Raw genomic sequence first — 22,356 nt, forward strand, 5'->3', positions numbered from 1 at the left:
GAACAGGGGGCGCCTACCCCTGCAGCGGCGTGGTGAAGGTCGCGGCTCCGTTCCCGGTGCGGGTCGACCTCGGTCAGCTCTGATCGCTCGGACGTCGAGCATCCGGACGGCCGGTCGGGAGCACGTGGCGCAGCTTGTCCGGGTTGCGGATGATGCGGATCTCGGTGATGCGCCCGTCCTCGACTTCCGCACAGGCGACCGTGTCCGGGTGGCCCGCGACGGTGAGGAGCAGGCCCGGGCGGCCGTTGACGTCGACCGTGTGGACCCGGGGGTCGTCCATCGGCTGGGTGAGGACTGCTGCCAGGAAGCGGGCGACTTTCTCCGCGCCCTGTTGCGGGCGCAGAGCGGCCTTGACCTTGCCGCCGCCGTCGCTCCACGCCGTGACGTCGGGGGCGAGCAGCTCCATCATCCGGTTGAGGTCGCCGCCGAGGCAGGCGGCCAGGAACTCATCGGTGACCTGGCGCCGCACCTCGGCCGGTGTGTCGTAGCGCGGCCGGCGGGCCTGGACGTGAGATCTGGCCCGGTGGCCCACCTGGCGTACGGACGCCTCGCCGCGCTCCAGCATTCCGGCGATCTCCTTGAAGGAGAAGCCGAAGACCTCCTTGAGTACGAAGACCGCCCGCTCCAGCGGCGAGAGAGTCTCGAGGACGACGAGCAGGGCGAGCGAGACCGACTCGGCCAGCTCCACCTCCTCGCCCGCGTCGGGCTGGGTGACCAGCGGTTCGGGCAGCCAGGGGCCGACGTACCGCTCGCGGGTGGCGGCGGCGGACGTGAGCCGGTTGAGCGTGAGGTTGGTGACCGTACGGGCCAGATAGCCCACCGGGTTGTCCACCGGGGTGGTCACCTGACTGCAGCGCAGCCAGGTGTCCTGCACCATGTCCTCGGCGTCGGCGACGCTGCCGAGCATGCGGTAGGCGATGCCGAACAGCATCCGCCGGTGGCGTTCGAAGGTGGTCGCGTCGATCACGTCTGTGACGGTACCGCGCAGGCGTCCGAGAAGCCCTGGCTGGTCAGGCCGAAGGCGCTGTTGACGCGCGAGCGGTAGTTCTCCAGGGCGACCATGGCGGTGAGTTCGACGAAGGCGGCCTCGCCGAGCCGCTCGATCAGGGTGGCCGCGAGCTCGTCGGTGACGCGGGGTTCGGTTTCGGTCATCGCTTCGGCGTAGTCCAGGACGAGCAGTTCCAGTTCGGTGAAGGCGTCCTGGTGGTCGCGCCACCGCGGGACCTTGGAGATCTTGTCCATCGGGAGGCCGAGGGCGTCGCCCTCCCAGTGGCCGAAGTCCATGCACCACGAGCAGTTGATCCTGGCCGCCGCGGCCATCACCGCGAGGTGCTTGAGGCCCGAGTCGAGGCGGTTCCACTTGGCGGCAGCGCGCTCCTGCCGGACGTAGCTGAGCAGCACCCGCCCGTTGTGGCCGATGGCCAGGCCGGGGTCGAGCACCTTGCCGTAGGTGCGCCGGGAGTACCAGGCGCCTATGCGGTTGAGCAGCGTGCTGGGCGGAGCGAGCGAGATACGGGCCATGGCGGGTTTCTCCATCGTGTCGCGGCTGGGGTCGAATGACCTTCCGCAGGTGCGACAGAACAGGACGCCGGAGTGTGACATCCGGCGGGCACGCATCCGAAGCGGCCGGACCCGGCCGGAGCCGCCCGTCTTCAGCACTCGATGACGTTCACCGTCTTGACCGAGGCCATGCCGTTGCGGGGTAAGAGGCGAACCACGATGGCGCTCTGGTCATCGCTCGGTCACGTCACCCATCCACACTCTGCGCCCCATCTCATCCAGCTCCGTCTTCCACCGGGCGCATTCGGGCATGGCCCGGCGCAGCAGCCGCCAGTAGTCCGGGCCGTGTCCGGAGACCCGGACATGTGCCAGCTCGTGCGCGATCACGTAGTCGATCAGGTGGAAGGGGAGCTGGAAGGTGGCCCAGTGGAGTGCGATTCGACCGGGCCGGTGGGTGCCCCAACGGCGCCCGACGTCTCGTACCTCGATGCGCGGCTCGTCCACGTCCATGCGTGCCGCCCATGGCTGGAGCCGCCCCCGGGCCCAGCGCAGCCCGCTCCGGGTGTACCAGTCCGCCAGCGCCCGCCGACCCCGCACGGGGTCGGCCGCGGTGGCTTGGTCCATCCGCAGTCGGCCCGCGACGAGCCGTACGGGCGCGCCCGGCTCGTCCACATACAGCAGCCGGTAGTCCCGGCCGAGGTAGCGGTGAATCTCTCCGTCGGACAGCTTTCGCGTGGGGTGCAGGGGCTGCCGCTCTTCACGCAGGCGCAGCTTGTCGTCGATCCAGCGGCTGCCCGAGCGGACGAATGCCTCCGCCCGCTCGGGCGGACACGTCGGAGGAACTCGCAGGATCAGCGCCCCGTCCCGCTCGACGGTCAGCCCCAGGCGGGAGCGGCGCGCGCTGATGCGCACCTCCAGCGCGCGGCCGTCCACCCACAGCGTCTGCCCGTCGGTGAGGCAGGAGCTGTCGGCGGGCGAGGAGGGGTTCGCGTCGGACACGGCCGCCTATTCTGCCCGACCCTCCATCCGGAAGCCCTCCAGGTGATCCTGTGCGAAGCCCGCGAGTGAGTTCGACAGTTCGCGCAGCGCCCCAAGCCCGCCTTGCTGGGGCTTGAGACCGGCACGGCGCAGCCGCTGCCAGATGTGCGCCTGCAAATCGGAGACGGTGTCGTCGCTGTCACCCCCCGAATACCGGGGGAGCCGCGCCAGAGCGACGATCTCCGCATACACCTCCCGCGTCAGCATGCGTAGGAAATCGGTGTCCGGTACGACGAAGGAAGGGTGATCGGTAAGCCGGTCGCCGAGCTGGGCGTAGAGCTTCTGCTCCATCGGGGACAGGTCGGCCACGTCCGAATCCGGCTGCTCCGCTTCACGCGCCCGGACGATCAGCGGACCGACCCGCTCCTTGATCTTGTCCCAGCGGCCGTCGAATTCGCGCAGCACCTCCTCCAGCTCTTCCGACAGCTTCCGGTACACCGGCCGGTCGTCCCGTTGCGCGCGCTCCTCCAGGTGGTAGCGCAGGGCCTGCACCTGTTCGGCGGCGGACTCCCGGACGTCCGGGATGCGGCCCACGATCTCGTCGAAGTTGGCCGTGAGGATGGACACCGGCGCGATAGTTTCATTGATCTCGGGCAGCTCCAGATGGTCGGCGATCAGGGCCCGCACCTTGCGCCCGTAGCCGCGCACGGAGAAGTCGCCGCCGGGCGCGTCGCGGTAGTGCCGCCGTACACGCTTTTGCAGCAGCGTCCACGCCTGGGCGTTCGGCACCTGCCGCAGCGCGTCCTGGTGCGGCAGGGCACCGTCCAGCGCGCCCATGAACTTCCGTAGCAGACGGTCGAAGGCCGCCCGCTGCTCCTTGTCGTGGAGCGTGAGCATCGCCTCGGACACCCGGGCCCGGCTGGACAGGTCCTCGATGCCCAGCCCTTCCAGGAACAGCTCGACCAGATACGCCGCCTCCTCCAGCGCGGGCAGCCCGTCGGACAGGCGCGACGCGCCGAGCTTGGGCGCTTCCCCCTGGTAGGCGGCGAGGGTGACGGCGAGATTGTTCAGCACGCCGTAGTAGTCCACGACGCGCCCCTCCTCCTTGCCCCGGAACGGGCGGTTGACGCGAGCCACCGCTTGCAGCAGTTCCGCGTCCTGGATGGGACGGTCCATGTACAGCACCTGCTCGATCGGCGCGTCGAAGCCGGTGAGCAGCATGGATTTCACGATCAGAAAGGCGATCGGTGGCTTCTCGGCGGGGACGGCGACGGACGGCCCCGTCGCGCTCCACGGATTGAGCCCGCCCGCCGGCACGGGAGCCTCCTCCGGCACGGGGTACACCTCCGGGCCGTGAACGACCTCCCACGGGTTGTCGGGCGGCAGGTTGGGGAACGGCTCCAGGAACCGCTCCACATGGTCCTCCTGCTTCTTCTTGTCCGTCCACTCCTGCCACACGCCGGACTTCTGCTCGTCGCCCGCCGAGATCACCGGCACGAAGTCGATACGGCGCAGCAGATCCTGGTAGTGCCAGGCACGCAGCAGCAGCAGTTCGTCGCGGGTGTACTCCTCGGACTTCTTCTGCCGCAGTGCCTCCTGGGCCTCGGGGCCGAATTCGTTGCGCACCCTGTTCAGCAGCTCGGCCCGGACATCACGCAGCGCGTCCCGGTAGAGCACCGCGGCCCGGCGGCTGACCGCGGCGACCTGGGCCTTGTAGCCGAACTGCATGGCGCCCAGCACATAGTGGTGGAGCATGTCCCGGGCCTTGGCACGGATCATGGGCGTCGACTCGGAGACGTCCCGGCCGCTGGGCGGCGCCCAGCGATCACGTATCCGCTTCTTGGCCTTATCGTCGAGCGGGGCGATCAGATCCTCGAACTCCTCGTCGAGCTCACCCTTCTTTCGCACGTACGCGGGCCCGGTACGGCCCTCGTAGCGGATGGGAACGACCACCTTGTCCCGCTCGGCCTCCCGCATCCGGTACTCGTCGAGGAAGCCGCCGCCCGGCTCCAGACCGAATATCTCCGCGGTGGTCTTCCGCGTACCCGTCATGATCGGCGTGCCGGTGAAGCCGATCCGGGCCGCGTTGGGCAGCGCGTCCCGCAGACACGCGTGCAGCACCGAGGTGTGCGACCGGTGTGCCTCGTCAATGAGCACCAGCACCCGTGTCGAGTCGCTGCACTCGCGGAACTCGCGGCGCGCTGCCTTCTTCGTCGCCTCGTCGGGTTTCGGGTCCGCCACGTCCTCCGGGTCCGCGCCGGCGGCGATACGCTTCCGGGCCTGCTCGAAGTCCTCCGCGAGCGCCCGGTCGTCGCCTCGGGTGTCGCCGAGCCCCGGGATGCTCCCGAGGTACTTCTGGATCATCGCGAAGATCACGGACCGTCCGCCGTCCCGGCCCGCGCGCTCCAGCCGCCCCTCCAGATCGGCCTGGGAGGTCGCCACCCCGATATCGCTGCCGCTGACCCGGACGGCGGCCGAGAGCTGGTCCTGAAGCTGAGTCCGGTCGGTGACGACGAGGAGGGTGAACCTGTTCAGCTCCGGATCGGGATTCATATGCAGCCGCCGCGCGAGGAACGCCATGGTCAGGCTCTTTCCAGAGCCCTGGGTGTGCCAGATGACGCCCCCGCGCTCGTCGTCCTCCGCACCCGCGTCGAGCGGGGTACGCCCGGTCCGCAGCTTGTGGACGATCTTCTCCACGGCCCGGTACTGCTGGTGGCGGCAGACCGCCTTGACCGTCTTCGCGGGCTCGCCCTCCTTGACCTTGAGCGGGAGCTCGAAGACGTAGTGCCGGACGATGTTGAGCAGGTTTTCTGGTCTGAGGACGACCGCGATCAGCTTGTGCTGCTCGGTCAGCTCGGCTCCCGGTTCCAGCACCCGCCGCCCGTCCGCCGTCCGCGCCTCCTCCAGTTCACGGCGCAGCGCCCTGTCGTCCCGGTAGTCCGGGGTGACGCTGCGCCAGGGGGCGTAGTGCGCCTCGTCGGCCGAGATCGTGCCGAGCGCGGCCGTCTCGCCGCACGCGGCGATGAGCAGTTGCGCGGGGGCGAACAACTCGGGGACGGCGCGCGGCGCGTCCTTGTCCTTCCGGCCGTCGTGCGTCAACGGGTTGCCGGAGTACGCCCGCAGATCGCGGATCGCCTTGACGATGGGGTCCTTGATGTCGGGACTCTTGCACTCGACGACGGCGAGGGGAATGCCGTTGACGAACAGCACGAGGTCGAGGATTTCGGGCTTTCCCTCCGCCGTGTTGACCTGGAGCTGGTCGACGACGAGGAAGTCGTTCCGCTGGAGGAGGTCCGGGCTCTCGATGTCCCAGTCGATGTAGTGCACCTTCTGATCGGTGCCCCGGTGGTGGACCTCGTCGCCCTTCACGTGGCGACCGTGGAGGAGGAGTTCGGTGGTCTCGCGGTTGGCGGTGAGCAGCGGACGTCCGGCGATGTTCTTGGCCGCGCGTCGCAGGTCGGTGACGGCCTTGGCCGCCTGAGTTTCCTCGACCCACTGGCCGCCGGTCTCGGCGAGACGGTTGATGCGGCGCAGCGCGGCGTCCATGCGTTGGGTGAGGAACACGTCGTCGTAACTACGCTCGGCGGCGAGGTCGGGTCCGTGGACGTGGGTCCACCCCATGGAGACGAGCTGATCGATGAACGGCCGCTCGACCTCGTCCCGTTCGACCTGTTGCCGTGCCGTGGCCATACGCCCGCGCCCCTTCGCCCGTCCGACCCGTCTGCCCGTGCTCCCTGTCCCATTGTGCGGGACGGGAGTTGGGGTCGCGGAAGGAAGGGATGGGGCGCGGTGTGTCGGCCGGGATGTCGGGGGTTGGGCGGTGGGTTCGCGGTGGGTTGCGGTGGATTCGCGTCGAGGCGGCTGTGCGGTGTCGGCGTATCGCCGAGGCAAACCCACCGCAGGTGCGAGTCAGGGGCGCCGACGCCCCGGGGTCACCGGGCGACGCGGTGTCAGGCGTCCCCTCGCCCGGGGGTGGGGAAGCGGAGGGCGGCGGCGTCGGCGGTCCACTTGACGCCGCCGCCCTCCGGGCGGAGGAAGGCGACGCGGTTGCCGGTCATCTGGTGGTCGAAGAGCAATTCGGCGACCGTGTGGACCGCCTGGATCACCCCGGTCCGACCGCTGGCCGGGTCGTATGCCACTTGGCCGGGGGCGGGCACTCGGTGGTCGGGTCGTGGGTGGCGTGGGTGATGGGGCCGGTGCTTCATGCGGTGCGTCCTTCGGGCTGCCGGGGGATGTGCACGGTGTGGGAGGGGTGACGGCGGCGCAGTACTTCGTAGTCGGTGGCCTTGCTGTAGTCCCCGGCTCGTTTGGCCTGTTCGCGCAGGGCGGTGTAGTGGCGGCAGGTGGGGCAGGTGTCGTTCAACGGTCACGCTCCGGTGGGGTCGGGTCGGTGGTCGCGGAGGCGGGGCGGCTGGGCGCGCGGCGCGCGTCGAGATGTGCGCGAACCGCCGTGCCCAGTTCGTCGGCCATGCGCCACAACTCGTCCAGGGCGGCGGTGCTGGGCGACGGCCCGGCGTCCTGGTGTGCGGTGGGGGGTTTCGGGGGTGGTGAGGGCGTGTCGGCGCTCATGGGGTGCCGCCTGCTTGCTGTGTCGGCCGCCGACGTGCGATGGGGCGCCGTCGCGAGCGGTCTTCGGAGCGTGCCCCGCGGAAGAGGACGGGCAGGGTGTCCGCTGCTGACGGCTCGGCCGGGGCCGTCGTGTCCCATCCGCGTCGGCGCGCCACGTCCCGTATCTCGCGGGTGATCCGATCCGCGACGCGGCCGGGGCCGAGAGCGGGTGCCGCTTCCGTGGGGTACGTGGATTCGATGGCACGTTCGAGGGGAAACACCTTGGAGGGTTCTTCCTGACCTGGATGTGTCTTGCGGGCTTTAATCACTCTGTGTACTCCCAGCGTTGCGCTGGGGGACAGCGAGAAACAGGGGTTGGAGCACACCAAGAGGCTTGGGGTGAGGGGAGATCCGCAGGTGAGTGAGGCGAAGGAAGGACAGGAACCGTCCAGCGGGGCGGCGTTCCTCGGAGCCGAGGTGCGGACCTGGCGACTACAGGCGGAGCTGAGTCAGCGGGAGCTGGGCTTGAGGGCCAACTACGGGCAGCAGTATGTGGCCAAGGTGGAGGCGGGCGAGCGGCTCGCGAGCGTTGAGTTCGCCGATGCCTGCGATCAGGTCTTCGGCACGCCAGGCACGTTCGCGCGGCTGCGGAAGCGGGCCAGTCAGCACGGCTACCCGGACTGGTTCGTGCCGTACGTGCAGTTGGAACGGCAGGCGGTCAGCATCCTGGATTACTCGGCGAAGCTCATCATGGGCATGTTGCAGACGGCCGAATACGCGCGGGCGGTCTTCCGCGCCGTGCATCCCCGGGAGAGCGTGAGCGAGATCGATGCGAAGGTCGAGCGGCGGCTGCGGAGGCGGGAGGTGATGGAGAAGGAGAAACCTCCGCTGCTGTGGTGCGTCCTGGACGAGTCTTGCCTGCGAACTGCGGTGGGTGGCGCCGAGGTCATGGCGGTACAGTTCGCCCATCTCGTGAAGCAAGCTGAGTCTCCGCACATCACCATTCAGGTATTACCGTTCGCGGTGGGGGCGCCACCAGCGGCAGAGAGTTTCACGCTCCTGACGTTCGACGAGGGGGCAGACGTCGCCTATGCAGACACGGCGATGGCGGGCCAACTCGTCGACTCAGCCGAAGCGGTGGCAAACGCAACCGCTACTTACGATCGGCTGCGGGCTGCTGCTCTGCACCCTGACGAGTCGTTGGCCATGATCCGTAAAGTGATGGAGGAATACGCCCGATGAGGCCTGACCTCGACCTGTCCCATGCCGAATGGGTCAAGTCTAGCTACAGCAACGGTAATGAAGGCCAGTGCGTGGAGTTCGCGCCCGGCATAGCCGCCGCTACTGGTGTCATCCCGGTCCGAGACAGCAAGCGCCCGGCAGGTCTACCTCTGTTCTTCTCCGTGGAGGCGTGGGACTCGTTCGCGGCTGCCGTGCGGACCGGGAAATTCCTCACCCGTTGAGGGGAAGCGGCTTCGCGGCCTCGTAGCTCCCGTGCATGTGAGAACAGCGGGGCCGCTCCGGTTCCCTTACTGGAGCTTCTGAAAGCGGACGTTCCCGGTCAGCAGGTCATCTGCGATCCCCCTTTTGAGGGACTCCAGCTTGGTGAGTTTTTTCTGTTCATCTTGAATGCGTTGTGTGATTTGAGACGCGGCCATGACGACTTGCTTTTGTTCGGCAGGTGACGGCAGTGGTATACGAATATTGCGTGCTGAAGCAGAGGAGATCTTCACCATGCTTTCAGAGGTCCCTTGGGACAAATTCATGATTTGTCGACGTGCGGGTGAAGATCGCAAGACGATCGCAAGGAACTCTGGCGATGAAGCGGCGGATACCCGGAGGCGCATCATCAAGTCGGGATAGATGCATGGAGTCCCCACATCGCGGTAGATGCCTACTAGTCCGACCAGATGTCGAGTGTTGGCGCGGCTCATCAGGAGATCGCCGTTGCTTAGCATAGCCGGGTGTCGCGAGTCGACAGAAAGTGGCGCATTTTTGAGTTGCGTCGGCTGGAAACCATCTGTTGTGAGGCATCCCAGGCCAAGCATTTGAATTCCGGTCCATTCCGGAGTGGCGGACGGGGAATGGCCGTTGCGCGGCGGGCCACTTAGTGTGTCGTTAAGGGTTGAATCCCATGGCAGTCTTGACAGGAGGAGATCTGTCAATGCACGCGCCGTGGCGCGCAGTTTCTTAACGGACGCCTGAATCGCTTTCTCTGATTCGCTAATGGCGTCTAGTGTTTCGGCGACTCTGCGCTGCTCTGCAGGTGGGAGCGAGGGTACAGAAATTTTGGCGAAAAATTCTGTGGGTACTCGACGTTGTCCGCCTGTTCCGATCATCATGGACTCCGCTTTGCGGCGGAACTCACGTACTCGCGTCCAGTAATGAATGAATTTTGCGTTTACGTTTGCTCGTGCTCGCAGTACGTGAAATTCGGTGCTCCCATAAGCCACGGCACCATTCAAGCCCTCGATATATGCACCCTTCCCGTTTTCCATGCACGGGGTGATCTTTGCGAAGAGTACGTCGTGGTCCTCGAAGGACGGCTGCCCGGGGCTTACTGAGTCAGCGTCACGCTCCCCTAGGCGCAACAATTGCCCATCGTTGGAGACATCCTCCATGCCTACGTAAGGAATTGAGGTCTCTGACGACCGTGGTCGCGGGTTGACTTGCACGAGGTCTGTGAAAGGCTTCCAGGTTGGCTCACTCATAACCCAGCTCCTCCAAGAACCCCTCCAGCCGCTTCGCGGCTTCCGCTCGCCGGGCCTCGATGTCTCGCATCGACACGGCGTACTTGTCCTCCCACACCCGGTACGCCTCCACCAACTCCCGGCGGCGGCGCACCACATGGCCCTCCAGTTTTCCAGCCAGGTCATCGCGGAGAATGCCGAGCACCACCCGGCGCTCGCCGCTCTCTTCCTCGGTCAGCGCCCTGCGGGCGCGCGTGAGGCGAGGGAGCTTCGTCGGCTTGTCTGCGTCGGTCTCGGGAGGCGCCTCCGCTAGGACATCCAGCGTGTCCTGCACTGCCGCCTCCTCCTCGGCGGCCACCGCCTTCTTCTTCGCCTTCGGTCGTCCCCGCTTGGCGGAATCCAACGGCCAGAAGTCGTTTTCCAGCCGCTTGACCTCGTTACCGGCCGCCGTGCGGTCCTTCTTCAGCTTGGCCAGCTCCGCCTTGCTGAGCACCGCATCCGCAAGAGCCGGGTCGATGGACCCGGAATCGCCCGTGTCCTCGCCATCGCCCGACTCGGCCTCCGCCCGCGCTTCCGCCAGGGCCGTCTCCGCCTCCTGCGCGGCTTTCAGCTTCGCGTCCAGTTGCGCCTTGTGGCGGTCCGCCGACGCCAACTCCTCCAGGAAGTCCGGGGCGATGGCGGCGACCACCTTGTGGTCGTACGCCTGCCGTCGCTCGGCCCCCGAGCGGTTGCGCGCTCCGCCCGTCTTGGGGTCGCGCTCCGGGGCGAGCATGGTCTCGACGTTCTCGACCCAGCCGTCCACCACGCCCGTGAAGCCACCCACTGACAGGGCCTTGAGTTCGTTGCGCGCGTCCTGCCACCATCCGGCGACCGCGCCCGCCAGCGCGTACTCGTCCAGCAGCCCGACCTGGAGCAGTTCGCCACGGAACGACTCGATCAAGTCCGCCCGCAGCCGGGCGAGCTGCCTGCGCCGCTCGCTCTCCGTGCGGTCGCCATCGTCCGCAGGAGCGAGCGCCGCGATCTGCTCGGCCTCCCGCTCCCACCATTTCGCGAACTCCCCGCGCAGCACGTCCTCACGCGTCCGTGCCAGCTCCGCCAGCCGGGCCGCGTCCGGGCGCTGGCCCTCCGGGAGGAAGTCCACGTAGTCGGGGTCGTCGGCACGCTCCGCGAAGAGATCGGTGATGCCGATCCCGTACGCGTCCAGCAGCCGTTTCTTGCCCTCGATCTCCGTACGCGGCACTCCGCCCTGCAAATGGGCTCGGACGTCCTGCGGCTCGGGCGGAGGGGTGTTGTCCACGTATCGGCGGATGTTGAGGTTGTCGTCGTTGTCCGCCAGTTCGTCGCGGCTGACGCGGCGAGCGAAGCCCTCCACCCCGGCGAAACTCTCGTCGTCACGGAAGCGGTGGTATGTCGAGACGATCTTCTCGACGTGCTCCGGCAGCAGTACGTTCTGCGCCCGCTCCGCGTGGAACTCGCGGTCGGCGTTGATGAAGAGCACGTCCCGGCCCTGGTGGCGCAGCTTGGCTCCCGGGGCGCGCAGCACGATGACGCAGGCGGGGATGCCGGTGCCGTAGAAGAGGTTCGGAGCCAGCCCGATGACGGCCTCGATCAGGTTCGCGTTCAGAAGCTCCGTACGGATCGAGCGCTCCGCGCCGCCCCGGAAGAGGACCCCGTGCGGCATGACGCTGAAGACCGCACCGCCCTGGTCGCGCACCTGGTACAGCATGTGCTGGAGGAACATCAGGTCGGCCTTGCCGCGCTCCGAGGTCACCCCGTACGGCATACGTGCCGAGACGTGCTCGACCTCGCCCAACGTGTAGTCCATGGAGAACGGCGGGTTGCTGAGCACCAGGTCGAACCCGGTGTCCAGATGCGCCGGATCGCTGAGGGTGTCCCCGGTGTGCAATCGGAACTTGTTGGCACCGTGGAACAGCATGTTCATGGTGGCCATGACCCAGGAACCGCTGTTCGCGTCCTGCCCGGCCAGGAGCATGCCGTCGGATTCCTCGCCGTGCTCGTCGACGTACTCCTTGGCGTGGATCAGCATGCCGCCGGAGCCGACGCACGGGTCGTAGATCTTCTGGTCTCCCGTGGGCCGGGCCAGCTCCACCATCATGCGCACGACCGCACGGGGGGTGTAGAACTCGCCGCCCTTGCTGCCCGCCGAGTCGGCGAAGTCCTTGAGCAGGTACTCGTAGGCGGCGCCGATCATGTCGGGGAACTCGAAATCCTCGCCGCGCAGGCGAATGCTGCCGAAGTGGCCGATCAGCGCGGCGAGCCGCCTGTCGGCGAGGCTCGCGGAGGAGGTGCTGCCCGCGCCACCGCCGATGCGGTTGAAGTTGAGGTGATGGAAGAGGCCGCGCAGGGCGTTGTTGTCCCTCTCCAACGCGTCGAGAGCGGGCTGGAGGTACTGGCCGGCCACGTCGTCCACCGCTCCGGACAGCCGCTCCCAGCGGGCCGCCTCCGGTACGTAGAGCACCTTGCGGGTGGCGTAGCTCTCGGAGAAGTCCGCGACTTCCTCGGCATCCTCCTGCGTGGCGCCCCCCGCCAGCTCCTCGGCGATGATCGCTTCCCGGGCGGCGTCGAACTCATCATTGACGCGCTTGAGGAAGAGCAGGACGAGGATGAAGTCGCGGTACTCGGCCGCGTCCATCGTGCCCCGCAGGATGTCCGCCGCCGCGAACAGATGGCGTTCCAACTGGGCGAGCGTGAGCTTTGCCACGTACGAGACTCCCTCTGCTGATGTACTGCCCGGCGGCCCACCTTCGCACGGCCCGTGGCGGACGGTGGAACGCCGGAGAGCAGCCTACGGCCTACGAGGGGAGTCGACGGTCAGTAGTCGGTCAGACCGATGCCGTCCTCGACAAAGCGCCACACATCGGTATAGGGATCCCATTTCTCGCGCTCGGGCGAGGTGTGCTCCTCGTTCATTTTCTTTGCGAACTTCTTGGCCTGCTTGTACCCGCCCTCCACCTGGTCGGGAAGCACCAGCTTCGCCTTGTCCTCGGAGACGGACGTCAGACGCTGTCCGTACGTCTTGACGAACTTGGGGTTCCCCCGCAGCTTGTTCGAGGCCGCCCCACACTTTCCGTCGCCGAAGGTGCTCGTGTAGTTCTGGTAGTGCAGCAGCCGCCACAGCTCGAAGCAGGGATGCGAGTACGCGACGTTGACGCCGGCCTGGTCGGCCATGTTGGCGGCTCGCTGGACGCTCTGGTGGTCGTCCCGGTCGAAGAGGCACCACACCGAGGGCTGGTACTTCTTCTCCAGGCCCCGCGCCTCCCGTGTCACCTTCTTCCTATGCGCGATGGCCGCCTCGACGATCGCCAGCGGCTTGCGCTCGTGGCTACTGCGCTGCGGGCCTCGTCGGCCGTTGTGGGTGCGCTCGTCCCACATGATCTCGATCGTGGACTCGACCTCTCCCACCGGGAGGGTCCCCTTCTCACGTGCCCGCTGCTTGAAACCGATCAGCGCGTCGATGTACGAGGGCTCGGTCAGGGTGCCCTCCGTGAAGACGTAGACCATGCGGCGGCGAACTGATCGCCGGGCGGTGCGCTGTGCCGAGTCCTTCCCCCTCTTCGGAGCCATCAGGTCCGCTCCACCTCCGTCGCTCGCGCCATTAGCAGTCTTCGCCCGATCTGGCCCGCGGTGAGGGTGGGGATGCCACCGAACGCGCCCTCCAGATACGACCGGGTCAGGTCCTCGTCCTCGCCCGGGTCCGCCGCCGTCAAGGGGTACAGCTCGCTCGCGCCCCGGCCGTCCTTCTCGGTGAGCCAGATCTGGCCGGGGTCCAGCAGCCGGCCGCCGCTCGGGGTGGACAGCAGCGACGGGTCGTGCGAGGTGAAGATGAGCTGAGCGCCGTGCGGATTGACCAGGGGGTCGTGGAAGAGCCGGACGACCTCGGCGGCGAACCGCGGATGCAGACTGGAGTCCAGTTCGTCGCTCAACAGCACCGCCCCTTGGTCCAGGGCGAGCAGCAGCGGTCCCAGCAGGGCGAACCAGGAGCGGGTGCCGAACGACTCCCTGTCCCAGTCGATGGCCACTCCCTCACCGCCGCCGTCGGTGTGCACCAGGCGGACCGACAGGCGGTCGGACCCCGGCCGCTGCTCCAATTGCGTGCCCATGATCCCGAGGTCGGCGACGCGCAGCAGTTCCTCGATGCGGGACCGGGCCGTGGGGTCCTGGAGCCTCTGCGCGGTGTACGCCTCGCGTTGCGGTCGTTCCGCCTCCGGGTCGATGTCCCAGAGGTTGTCGAAGAACCAGCGGTGGATCCGGCTGAGCTGGGGATGGTTGTCGGCGGCGGCGCGGGAGAGGAGCAGCGCGTTGGAACGGGTAGTACGGGCGAGGAGCGCGCGGTCCTGGATCCGGTCGCCGGAGAAGCGGAACTCTGTGTCCCGGGAAGCCTCGCGGTCGAGCCACTCCTGCCGCCGCCCCTTGGGGTAAGCGTGCAGCCATTCGGCCTCGACCCGGGTGTCGCTCAGCTCGAAGCCGTAGGTCCAGCGGACACCGTCCTCAAGGACGAAGTCCGCCTCGTAGAAGGTGTTCTCGCCGGCCATGGCGGGGTCGAGGGCGAAGCGCTCGCGGGGGACCGGCTCGTGTAGCGCCCGGCCCGTGTAGGACTTCAGGACGGTCTCGCGCATCTTCTTGAGTGCACTGAGTACGTTTGATTTCCCGGAGGCGTTGGCTCCGAAGACGCCCAGCAGCGGATAGACGTCGATGGTCTTGCCATCGGACAGCTTCACTGTGCGGGCGGCGGGTGCGTCCTCGCCCTGCGGGACGACGAAGGACAGCTCCTGCTCATCGCGCAGGGACAGCGCGTTCGCCACGCGGAATCTCAGCAGCATGCCACCCTCCTCATCGACACAGCGTAACGGCGATGCGGCGGCGCGGAGTGATCGTCTTGCAACTGACGCACGAGGAGCCGGGCTGCCGCCCTCGGCGGTTGCCGCAGCAGCTCGCGCCCCCTCAGCACTCGATGACGTTGACCGCGAGCCCGCCCCGGGCCGTCTCCTTGTACTTGACCTTCATATCGGCGCCCGTCTGCTTCATCGTCTTGATGACCTTGTCGAGCGAGACATGGTGGCGGCCGTCGCCGCGCAGGGCCATCCGCGCGGCGGTGACCGCCTTGACCGCGGCCATGCCGTTGCGCTCGATGCAGGGGATCTGGACCAGGCCGCCGATGGGGTCGCAGGTGAGGCCGAGGTTGTGTTCCATGCCGATCTCGGCGGCGTTCTCCACCTGTTCCGTGGAGCCGCCGAGGACCTCGGCGAGGCCGCCGGCGGCCATGGAGCAGGCGGAGCCGACCTCGCCCTGGCAGCCGACCTCGGCGCCGGAGATCGAGGCGTTCTCCTTGAAGAGCATGCCGATGGCGCCCGCCGCGAGGAGGAAGCGGATGACGCCGTCCTCGTCGGCGCCCGGCACGAAGCGCGTGTAGTAGTGCAGGACGGCGGGGATGATGCCCGCCGCGCCGTTGGTGGGGGCGGTGACCACGCGCCCGCCCGCCGCGTTCTCCTCGTTGACCGCCATGGCGTAGAGGGTGATCCACTCCATGGCGCGGGCGGCCGGGTCGCCCTCGGAGCGCAGGGCGCGGGCGGCGGTGGCGGCGCGGCGGCGGACCTTGAGGCCGCCGGGGAGGATGCCCTCCTGGGACATGCCGCGGGCCACGCACGCCTCCATGACGTGCCAGATTTCCAGGAGGCCGTCCCGGATCTCCTTCTCCGTGCGCCACGCCTTCTCGTTCTCCAGCATCAGGGCCGAGATGGACAGGCCCGTCTCCTGGGAGAGCCGCAGCAGTTCGTCGCCGGTGCGGAAGGGGTGGGTGAGGACGGTGTCGTCGAGCTTGATGCGCTCCTCGCCGACCGCGTCCTCGTCCACCACGAAGCCGCCGCCGACCGAGTAGTAGGTCTTCTCCAGCAGCGGATGGCCCTCGGCGTCGTACGCGAGCAGCGTCATGCCGTTGGCGTGGTACGGCAGGGAGCGGCGGCGGTGCAGGATCAGCTGGGTCGACGCGTCGAAGTCGATCTCCTGGCCGGGGCCGATCTCGGCGCCGAGCAGCCGCAGCCGCTTGGTGGTGCGGATGCGCTCCACCTCACCGTCGGCCGCCTCGACGTCGACGGTGCGCGGGGAGTTGCCCTCCAGGCCCAGCAGCACGGCCTTCGGCGTGCCATGGCCATGACCGGTGGCGCCCAGCGAGCCGAAGAGTTCGGCGCGCAGGGAGGCGGTGTGGGCCAGCAGGCCCTCGTTCTTCAGCCGGCGGACGAACATCCGCGCGGCCCGCATCGGGCCGACGGTGTGCGAGCTGGACGGGCCGATGCCGATCGAGAAGAGGTCGAATACGGAGATGGCCACCGGGGGACTCCTTCGTCTGCACGCGGGGGAGGCGTGCGGGCCGTGCGGGGGTGGTGCGGCGGGGGCGCGCCAGGGCAGGCGCGCCCCCGTGTCCAGGGTTACTCGGACAGATGGGCGTACAGCGGGTGCTTGTCGGCCAGGGCGGTGACCCGGGCCTTCAGCGCCTCCGCGTCGTAGGACGGCTTGAGCGTCTGCGCGATGACGTCGGCGACCTCGCGGAAGTCGTCCGCGGTGAAGCCGCGCGTGGCCAGCGCCGGGGTGCCGATCCGCAGACCCGAGGTGACCATCGGGGGCCGCGGGTCGTTCGGGATCGCGTTGCGGTTGACCGTGATGCCCACCTCGTGGAGCCGGTCCTCGGCCTGCCGCCCGTCCAGTTCGGAGTCGCGCAGATCGACCAGGACCAGATGGACGTCGGTGCCGCCGGACAGGACGGCGACGCCCACCTCGCGCACATCGGGCTGGGTCAGGCGCTCGGCGAGGATCCGGGCGCCCTCCAGCGTGCGCTCCTGACGCTCCTTGAAGGCCGAACCCGAGGCGACCTTGAAGGAGACCGCCTTCGCCGCGATGACATGCTCCAGCGGGCCGCCCTGCTGGCCCGGGAAGACCGCCGAGTTGATCTTCTTGGCCAGGTCGGCGGTGGAGAGGATCACGCCACCGCGCGGACCGCCCAGGGTCTTGTGGGTGGTGGTGGTCACCACATGGGCGTGCGGTACGGGCGAGGGGTGCAGCCCGGCCGCCACCAGACCCGCGAAGTGGGCCATGTCGACCATCAGGTACGCGCCGACCTCGTCCGCGATCCGGCGGAAGGCCGCGAAGTCGAGCTGGCGGGGGTAGGCCGACCAGCCCGCGATCACCAGCTTGGGGCGGTGCTCCTTGGCCAGCCGCTCGACCTCGTCCATGTCGACCAGACCGGTCTCGGCGTCCACGTGGTAGGGCACCACGTTGTAGAGCTTGCCGGAGAAGTTGATCTTCATGCCGTGGGTCAGATGGCCGCCGTGCGCCAGGTTCAGCCCCAGGATGGTGTCGCCGGGGGAGAGCAGGGCGAACATCGCGGCCGCGTTGGCCTGGGCGCCCGAATGCGGCTGGACGTTCGCCGCCTCGGCGCCGAACAGCTCCTTCACCCGGTCGATGGCGATCTGCTCGACCACATCGACGTGTTCACAGCCGCCGTAGTAGCGGCGGCCGGGGTAGCCCTCGGCGTACTTGTTGGTCAGGACCGAGCCCTGGGCCTCCATGACCGCCGCCGGGGCGAAGTTCTCCGAGGCGATCATCTCCAGGGTGGACTGCTGGCGGTGGAGTTCGGCGTCGACGGCGGCGGCGACGTCCGGGTCGAGCTCGTGCAGGGAGCTGTTGAGAAGCGACATCAGGGTCCCGATCGGAAGAGGAGGGTCAGTTTTCGGCGAAGGCGGTGTACGCGTCGGCGGAGAGCAGCTCCTCCGGCTCGCCCGTCACCCGCACCTTGAACAGCCAGCCGCCCTCGAAGGGAGCGGAATTCACCAGCGCCGGGTCGTTCACCACGTCCTCGTTGATCTCGGTGACCTCACCGGAGACCGGCGAGTACAGGTCGCTGACCGACTTGGTGGACTCCAGCTCTCCGCAGGTTTCACCGGCGGTGACGGTCGAGCCGACGTCCGGGAGCTGGACATAGACGACATCGCCGAGCGCGTTGGCCGCGAATTCGGTGATGCCGATCGTCGACACGCCATCCTCGTCGGCGGCCGACAGCCACTCGTGCTCCTTGCTGTAGCGCAGCTGCTGGGGGTTGCTCATGGTCCGATTCTCCTGGATACGGGGGAGTGCTTGGGAAACGGGTCTTAGCTGGTGGGACGCGACGCCGGTGGGTGCGGTGCCGGGGGTGCGTGCCTGCGCGGTGTGACGCCGGTGGGTGCGGTGTCGGCGCGACGTGGCGCCGGTGGATGCGGCGCCGGTGGACTCGGTGCCGGTCCAGCCGGTGGACTCGGTGCCGGTCCATGGGATGACGCCGGTGGGGCGCGACGCGTTGCGGCGGACCGCTCAGCGCTCGCGCCGGTAGAAGGGGAGCGCCACGACCTCGTACGGCTCCCGGGTGCCCCGGATGTCCACCGAGACCCCCTCGGTGCCGGGCTTCGCGTACTCCGGGTCCACGTACGCCATCGCGATCGGCTTGCCCAGCGTCGGCGAGGGCGCGCCTGAGGTGACCTGGCCGATCTGTGAGCCGTCGGCGGCCACCACGGCGTATCCGGCGCGCGGCACCCGGCGGCCCTCGGCGACCAGGCCGACCAGGGTGCGCGGGCTGACGGTGTCCGCTTCGCGGGACGCGGCCTCCAGGGCCTGGCGGCCGACGAAGTCGCCGGGCTTGTCGAATTTCACCACCCGGCCGAGCCCCGCGTCGAAGGGGGTGGTGTCGGTGGTCAGCTCGTTCCCGTAGAGCGGCATCCCCGCCTCGAGGCGCAGGGTGTCCCGGCAGGACAGACCGCAGGGGACCAGGCCCACCGGGGCCCCCGCCTCGGTCAGCGCCTCCCAGACCCGCTCGGCGTCGCCCGGCGCCAGGAACAGCTCGAAGCCGTCCTCGCCCGTGTAGCCGGTGCGGGCGATCATGGCGGGGACGCCCGCGACGGTGCCCGGCAGCCCGGCGTAGTACTTGAGCCCCTCCAGGTCCGCGTCGGTCAGGCTTCCCAGGATCCCGGGGGACTCGGGCCCCTGGACGGCGATCAGCGCATAGGCGTCGCGGTCGTCCCTTACGGTCGCCTCGAAACCGCCGGCCCGTTCGGTCAGCGCGTCCAGCACCACCTGGGCGTTGGAGGCGTTGGCCACGACCAGGAACTCCTCGTCCCCGAGGCGGTAGACGATCAGGTCGTCCAGGATGCCGCCCTCGTCGTCGCAGATCATCGTGTAGCGGGCGCGGCCCACGGCGAGCGCGGACAGCCGGCCGACCAGCGCGTGATCCAGGGCCTCTCCGGCCTGCGAACCGATGAGAGAGATCTCACCCATATGGGAGAGGTCGAAGAGCCCGGCGCGGGTGCGCACCGCGGTGTGCTCGTCGCGCTCACTGCCGTAGCGCAGCGGCATGTCCCAGCCGGCGAAGTCGGTCATGGTGGCGCCGAGCGCACGGTGCCGTGCGTCCAGCGCGGTACGGCGTGGGGCGGGCGGGGCGTCGGTCACGATTCAGGCTCCAGGAGATCGGGGTCGCGCGACGGCGAGGACGGACGGCAAGGACGCGTGCGTCCTCCCCATCTGTCATCGGAACCTGAGAGGTTCGCCGTGACGCCCGTAAGGGGCCCGGCTTGCACCTTGGGTGGAGCCGCGCCCGCGGCTCGCTTTTCAGATCTGCCTCGTCCACGCGGTATCGGGGCCTGAGAGATTCAAGGGAGGACTTGCTCCTTCGGCGCCCCGGACACCCGGCACATTGCCGGTGACCAAGGACTCTCCCGCGCGGATTCAAGCGGCCGGTATGGAGTTGCGCGCACATCATCGCATGAGTGGCCGAGAAAGGAAGCCCCGATCAGGGCGGCTCCGGCCGGATCGGGCAGAGGCCGCCTTGATGGACATTACCTTTTCTTGACACTCTGCGGGTACGAGCAGCGGTGACCGACCTGGGAGGACGATCACGGTGCATGGGCAGGGAACATACGAGACCGCACAAAGGCTCCTGCCGGCACGGCGTGGCCGCATCCCCTCCGGGCCGACGGCCATCCCCGGCCGGCGCATCGCGGTGCACGATCTGCGCGGCCAGGTGCGAGGTGGCGGTGCGGACCGGCGTGAGCTGCGCTTCCCGGCGGGGGACGTGCTGGTCGCCTCCGGGCTGCCGGGCGCCGGCAAGAGCACGCTGATCAATCGGACGGTGCCCCTCCTGGACGGGACGGGCGCGGTCGTCATCCGGGTGGACTCGCAGAACACCCGGGAGGCGTGGGAGCGCCGGATGCCCCGCTGGCTGCCGTACGCGCTCTACCGCCCGCTGGTCCGGTACGCCCACTACGCCGGGCTGCGCCGGGCGCTGCGCTCGGATGTGAGCGTCGTGGTGCACGACTGCGGCGCGCTGCCGTGGGTCCGCCGCTGGCTGGCCCGGGACGCGCGGCGCCGGGGCCGCAGCGTCCACATGGTGATGCTGGACGTGGACGCCACGGTGGCCCTGGAGGGCCAGGCCGCCCGAGGCCGCGGGGTCTCCGGCTATGCCTTCGGCCGGCATCGGCGCGCGATGCGGCGGCTGATCGCGGGGATGGAGGAGGGGCGGCCGCCGGAGGGGTGCGCCTCGGCGGTGCTGCTGGACCGCTCGACCGCGAGCGAGCTGCGCTGCATCTCCTTCGAGTGAGCCCCGTACCGGAAGTGGGCCCCGCATGGGAGGGGACGGGTGCTCCCCTCCCCGGGGGCGAGGGGAGAACGCCGGGTGACCTTGGCCGGAAATCGGCCACCGGGACATCACCCAGTGTGACGGTGGCGCGGGGCCGGGCGAGGTGGGGAAGTGCTGTGGAGATGGCGTCGCCCCCGCTGGCCCCGGGCCGCCCAGCCGCTAGGGTGCTTTGGGCAGGTAGGACGAGATGGCGGTTGGACGAAGATGAGCTTCCCGGAGCAGTACGGCATGGCCCCGGCTCACGGAGGATTCCCCGACGGCGCGCAGACCGCGTTTCCGGCGTTTCCCGGCAATGAGCTCGAAGAGGTGATGGCCGCCTCGATCGACGTCCCCGGGGCCGGAGCGCGCATCGTCGAGACGCTCTCCCGCAGCCATGTCTGGGTTCCGCTGCCCAACGGCGGTGGCCCGGGCAGCCCGAGCCTCGATCTGCCCACGGTGGAGATCGAAGGCGCCGCGTATGTCCCGGTGTTCAGCTCCGAGCAGCAGTTCCTGCAGCTCGTCGGCTCTCATATGTCCTTCACCATCGCCCCGGCCGTGGAGTTCGCCCGCGGCCTGCCGCCCCAGCTCGGCATCGCGGTGAACCCCGGTGGCGCGGTGGTCGTACCGCTGCCTCCGCCCGCCGTCCGGGAGTTGTGCCGTGCCGGGCGTAGCCAGCTCGACGGCCCGGCCACCGGGGGCAGGGTGCGGCTCTTCGAACCGGACTGGCAGGACGAGCCGGTGGACTTCCTGGCCGCCGCCGGGATCGAGTTCGCCAAGGACACCGGGGTGCGCACCGCCCGGCGCGCGCTGGCCAGTGTCGAGGGCGACGAGCCGGCGCTCTTCGTCGGCGTGCAGTTGGACGCCCCCGGCCCCGAGGGCCAGGCGCGGGCGGTGGACGCGCTGGGCCGCGCCCTCGGTGTGGTGCCCGTGCGGTGGAAGGTCCAGCTGGTGCTGCTGGACGTGGCGCAGGGGGATCCGGTGGTCGACTGGATGATGGGGCGCGTACGGCCGTTCTACGACCGTGATCTGTGACTCACCCCAGGGTCCGCTACGGGGGCCCGTAAGCTGGTTTGATGACCAGGAGGGGTGCGAGCACGCTCCCCGGTGAGGTGCGGGACAAGGGCGAGAGAAGGGGCGGACCCAGGTGAGCGCGGGCGCGGATTGGGGGGCGGCGGCCGGCCAGGTTGAGCGAGCGTTGCAGCAGGTCGCTCCCGGCCGGTACGACGCCTATGAGGCGCTGCTGCAGGCCATCGGCGAGGGCCAGGTGTGGATGCTGCTGTGGCACGGTGCGCCCGGCACGCCCGAGGCCCAGTACGGGAACATGGATGTGGGCGGCCTCGGTTACGCCCCGTGCGTGACCTCCGCGCAGGAACTGGCCGCAAGTGGCTGGAACCGTGCGCATGAGGTGGTCGACGGACGCCTCATCGCCGACTCGCTCTACCGCGACCGCTACGGCCTCTGGCTCAACCCCCACGCCCGCGGCGGCGGAGTGGGCATCCCGTGGCCGGATCTGCGCCGGATCGCGGGCGGTCTGGACCGGCTGCCCGCAGGGCCCCTGCGGCTGAGCGAACCCGCCATCGACATCCCGCAGTTCTACGCCCTGCTGGGACAGAACGCGCATCGCACCACCGCCGTGCGGTCGCTGCGGCGCGTCTGGGTGCAGCCCGCGCTGGGCGCTCCGTATCTGGCCATCGGGCTGGATCTTTACGACAGCAGCCCACCGGCGGTGCAGTCGGTGCGGGTGATGATGGAGCAGTCGATCACCGCCGTGCCGGACGGGCTGCCGGTCTCCACGGTCGCGCTCTCCGACGAGTACGACCCCGTCGCCCTGTGGATGCGGGCCAACGCGCGGCCCTTCTTCGACCGCGACGCCTATGGCACCGCCCCCGCCGCGCCGTCCTACGGCTACGGCTATCCGCCGCCGCGTCCCGCCTACTGATCCGCCGATCCGCCGCGTCCGCCGATCCGCTGGTCCGTCGCCGATCCACC

The 22,356-nt window shown here is 69.1% G+C and carries 20 protein-coding genes and 1 riboswitch; of the genes, 5 read left to right on the forward strand and 15 right to left on the reverse strand.

Translation table 11 applies throughout. The annotated features are described in order from the left end of the window. Nucleotides 1-73: 73 nt before the first annotated feature. The 7 genes from AS97_RS31260 to AS97_RS31290 all read right to left on the reverse strand — a co-directional run bounded on the left by AS97_RS31260 (nt 74) and on the right by AS97_RS31290 (nt 7,047). Entirely contained in the window at nt 74-967 is an 894-nt protein-coding gene (locus AS97_RS31260) for an RNA polymerase sigma-70 factor (protein WP_125760351.1), read from the reverse strand. Then, nucleotides 964-1,536, reverse strand: a complete 573-nt coding sequence (locus tag AS97_RS31265; RefSeq protein ID WP_349017612.1) for a carboxymuconolactone decarboxylase family protein — start codon at nt 1,534-1,536, stop codon at nt 964-966. The genes AS97_RS31260 and AS97_RS31265 overlap by 4 nt, the downstream gene beginning before the upstream one ends. Before the next feature lie 195 nt (nt 1,537-1,731). After that, the gene (locus AS97_RS31270) at nt 1,732-2,499 is read right to left on the reverse strand and encodes a SprT family zinc-dependent metalloprotease (RefSeq protein WP_247204541.1); all 768 of its coding nucleotides are present in this window, start codon (nt 2,497-2,499) and stop codon (nt 1,732-1,734) included. A gap of 6 nt (nt 2,500-2,505) precedes the next feature. Further along, nucleotides 2,506-6,168 (reverse strand): type I restriction endonuclease, encoded by a 3,663-nt coding sequence (locus tag AS97_RS31275; protein WP_210566062.1) that lies wholly within the window; start codon nt 6,166-6,168, stop codon nt 2,506-2,508. A 260-nt stretch (nt 6,169-6,428) separates the two neighbouring features. Further along, nucleotides 6,429-6,683, reverse strand: coding sequence for a hypothetical protein (locus tag AS97_RS31280; protein ID WP_210566063.1), 255 nt, complete (start codon nt 6,681-6,683; stop codon nt 6,429-6,431). Next, nucleotides 6,680-6,841 (reverse strand): hypothetical protein, encoded by a 162-nt coding sequence (locus AS97_RS31285; RefSeq protein ID WP_165455923.1) that lies wholly within the window; start codon nt 6,839-6,841, stop codon nt 6,680-6,682. The genes AS97_RS31280 and AS97_RS31285 overlap by 4 nt, the downstream gene beginning before the upstream one ends. Continuing rightward, complete coding sequence (locus tag AS97_RS31290) at nt 6,838-7,047, reverse strand: hypothetical protein (protein WP_161559944.1); 210 nt, start codon at nt 7,045-7,047, stop codon at nt 6,838-6,840. The genes AS97_RS31285 and AS97_RS31290 overlap by 4 nt, the downstream gene beginning before the upstream one ends. 396 nt (nt 7,048-7,443) lie before the next feature. Here AS97_RS31290 and AS97_RS31295 point away from each other — a divergent pair, with 396 nt between their 5' ends. Further along, nucleotides 7,444-8,268: a helix-turn-helix transcriptional regulator gene (locus AS97_RS31295; RefSeq protein WP_247204543.1), complete on the forward strand. Its 825-nt coding sequence runs from the start codon at nt 7,444-7,446 to the stop codon at nt 8,266-8,268. Continuing rightward, on the forward strand, nt 8,265-8,489 hold the full coding sequence (locus AS97_RS31300; protein WP_210566064.1) for a DUF397 domain-containing protein: 225 nt from the start codon (nt 8,265-8,267) through the stop codon (nt 8,487-8,489). The genes AS97_RS31295 and AS97_RS31300 overlap by 4 nt, the downstream gene beginning before the upstream one ends. 66 nt (nt 8,490-8,555) lie before the next feature. Here AS97_RS31300 and AS97_RS31305 read toward each other — a convergent pair whose 3' ends face one another. The 8 genes from AS97_RS31305 to gcvT all read right to left on the reverse strand — a co-directional run bounded on the left by AS97_RS31305 (nt 8,556) and on the right by gcvT (nt 19,202). Then, the gene (locus AS97_RS31305; protein ID WP_210566065.1) at nt 8,556-9,647 is read right to left on the reverse strand and encodes a hypothetical protein; all 1,092 of its coding nucleotides are present in this window, start codon (nt 9,645-9,647) and stop codon (nt 8,556-8,558) included. Nucleotides 9,648-9,729: 82 nt separating this feature from the next. After that, a complete protein-coding gene (locus AS97_RS31310; RefSeq protein ID WP_210566066.1) occupies nt 9,730-12,438 on the reverse strand; it encodes a class I SAM-dependent DNA methyltransferase in 2,709 nt (902 codons plus the stop codon). A gap of 110 nt (nt 12,439-12,548) precedes the next feature. Next, a complete protein-coding gene (locus AS97_RS31315; RefSeq protein ID WP_247204545.1) occupies nt 12,549-13,301 on the reverse strand; it encodes an RloB family protein in 753 nt (250 codons plus the stop codon). Further along, nucleotides 13,301-14,557: an ATP-binding protein gene (locus tag AS97_RS31320; RefSeq protein ID WP_210566067.1), complete on the reverse strand. Its 1,257-nt coding sequence runs from the start codon at nt 14,555-14,557 to the stop codon at nt 13,301-13,303. The genes AS97_RS31315 and AS97_RS31320 overlap by 1 nt, the downstream gene beginning before the upstream one ends. A gap of 121 nt (nt 14,558-14,678) precedes the next feature. Beyond that, complete coding sequence (locus AS97_RS31325; RefSeq protein ID WP_125760352.1) at nt 14,679-16,061, reverse strand: L-serine ammonia-lyase; 1,383 nt, start codon at nt 16,059-16,061, stop codon at nt 14,679-14,681. Nucleotides 16,062-16,159: 98 nt separating this feature from the next. After that, nucleotides 16,160-17,425 (reverse strand): serine hydroxymethyltransferase, encoded by a 1,266-nt coding sequence (gene glyA, locus AS97_RS31330; protein WP_059144104.1) that lies wholly within the window; start codon nt 17,423-17,425, stop codon nt 16,160-16,162. A gap of 25 nt (nt 17,426-17,450) precedes the next feature. Further along, nucleotides 17,451-17,831: a glycine cleavage system protein GcvH gene (gene gcvH / locus AS97_RS31335; RefSeq protein WP_059144105.1), complete on the reverse strand. Its 381-nt coding sequence runs from the start codon at nt 17,829-17,831 to the stop codon at nt 17,451-17,453. 243 nt (nt 17,832-18,074) lie between these two features. Next, the gene (gene gcvT, locus AS97_RS31340) at nt 18,075-19,202 is read right to left on the reverse strand and encodes a glycine cleavage system aminomethyltransferase GcvT (protein WP_059144106.1); all 1,128 of its coding nucleotides are present in this window, start codon (nt 19,200-19,202) and stop codon (nt 18,075-18,077) included. Nucleotides 19,203-19,371: 169 nt separating this feature from the next. Then, a riboswitch (glycine riboswitch) is annotated at nt 19,372-19,481 on the reverse strand. Between the two features lie 169 nt (nt 19,482-19,650). Between gcvT and AS97_RS31345 the strand changes: the two genes are divergently transcribed. The 3 genes from AS97_RS31345 (at nt 19,651) to AS97_RS31355 (ending at nt 22,306) form a co-directional block, all read left to right on the forward strand. Beyond that, entirely contained in the window at nt 19,651-20,349 is a 699-nt protein-coding gene (locus tag AS97_RS31345; RefSeq protein ID WP_210566068.1) for an AAA family ATPase, read from the forward strand. Between the two features lie 267 nt (nt 20,350-20,616). Then, nucleotides 20,617-21,399 carry an enhanced serine sensitivity protein SseB gene (locus AS97_RS31350; protein WP_125758618.1) on the forward strand — a complete coding sequence of 261 codons (783 nt, stop codon included), beginning with the start codon at nt 20,617-20,619 and terminating at the stop codon, nt 21,397-21,399. Nucleotides 21,400-21,511: 112 nt separating this feature from the next. After that, complete coding sequence (locus tag AS97_RS31355; protein ID WP_059144108.1) at nt 21,512-22,306, forward strand: enhanced serine sensitivity protein SseB C-terminal domain-containing protein; 795 nt, start codon at nt 21,512-21,514, stop codon at nt 22,304-22,306. Nucleotides 22,307-22,356: the final 50 nt, after the last annotated feature.

The sequence above is a fragment of the Streptomyces sp. AgN23 genome (genome assembly GCF_001598115.1).
Taxonomy (GTDB): domain Bacteria; phylum Actinomycetota; class Actinomycetes; order Streptomycetales; family Streptomycetaceae; genus Streptomyces; species Streptomyces antimycoticus.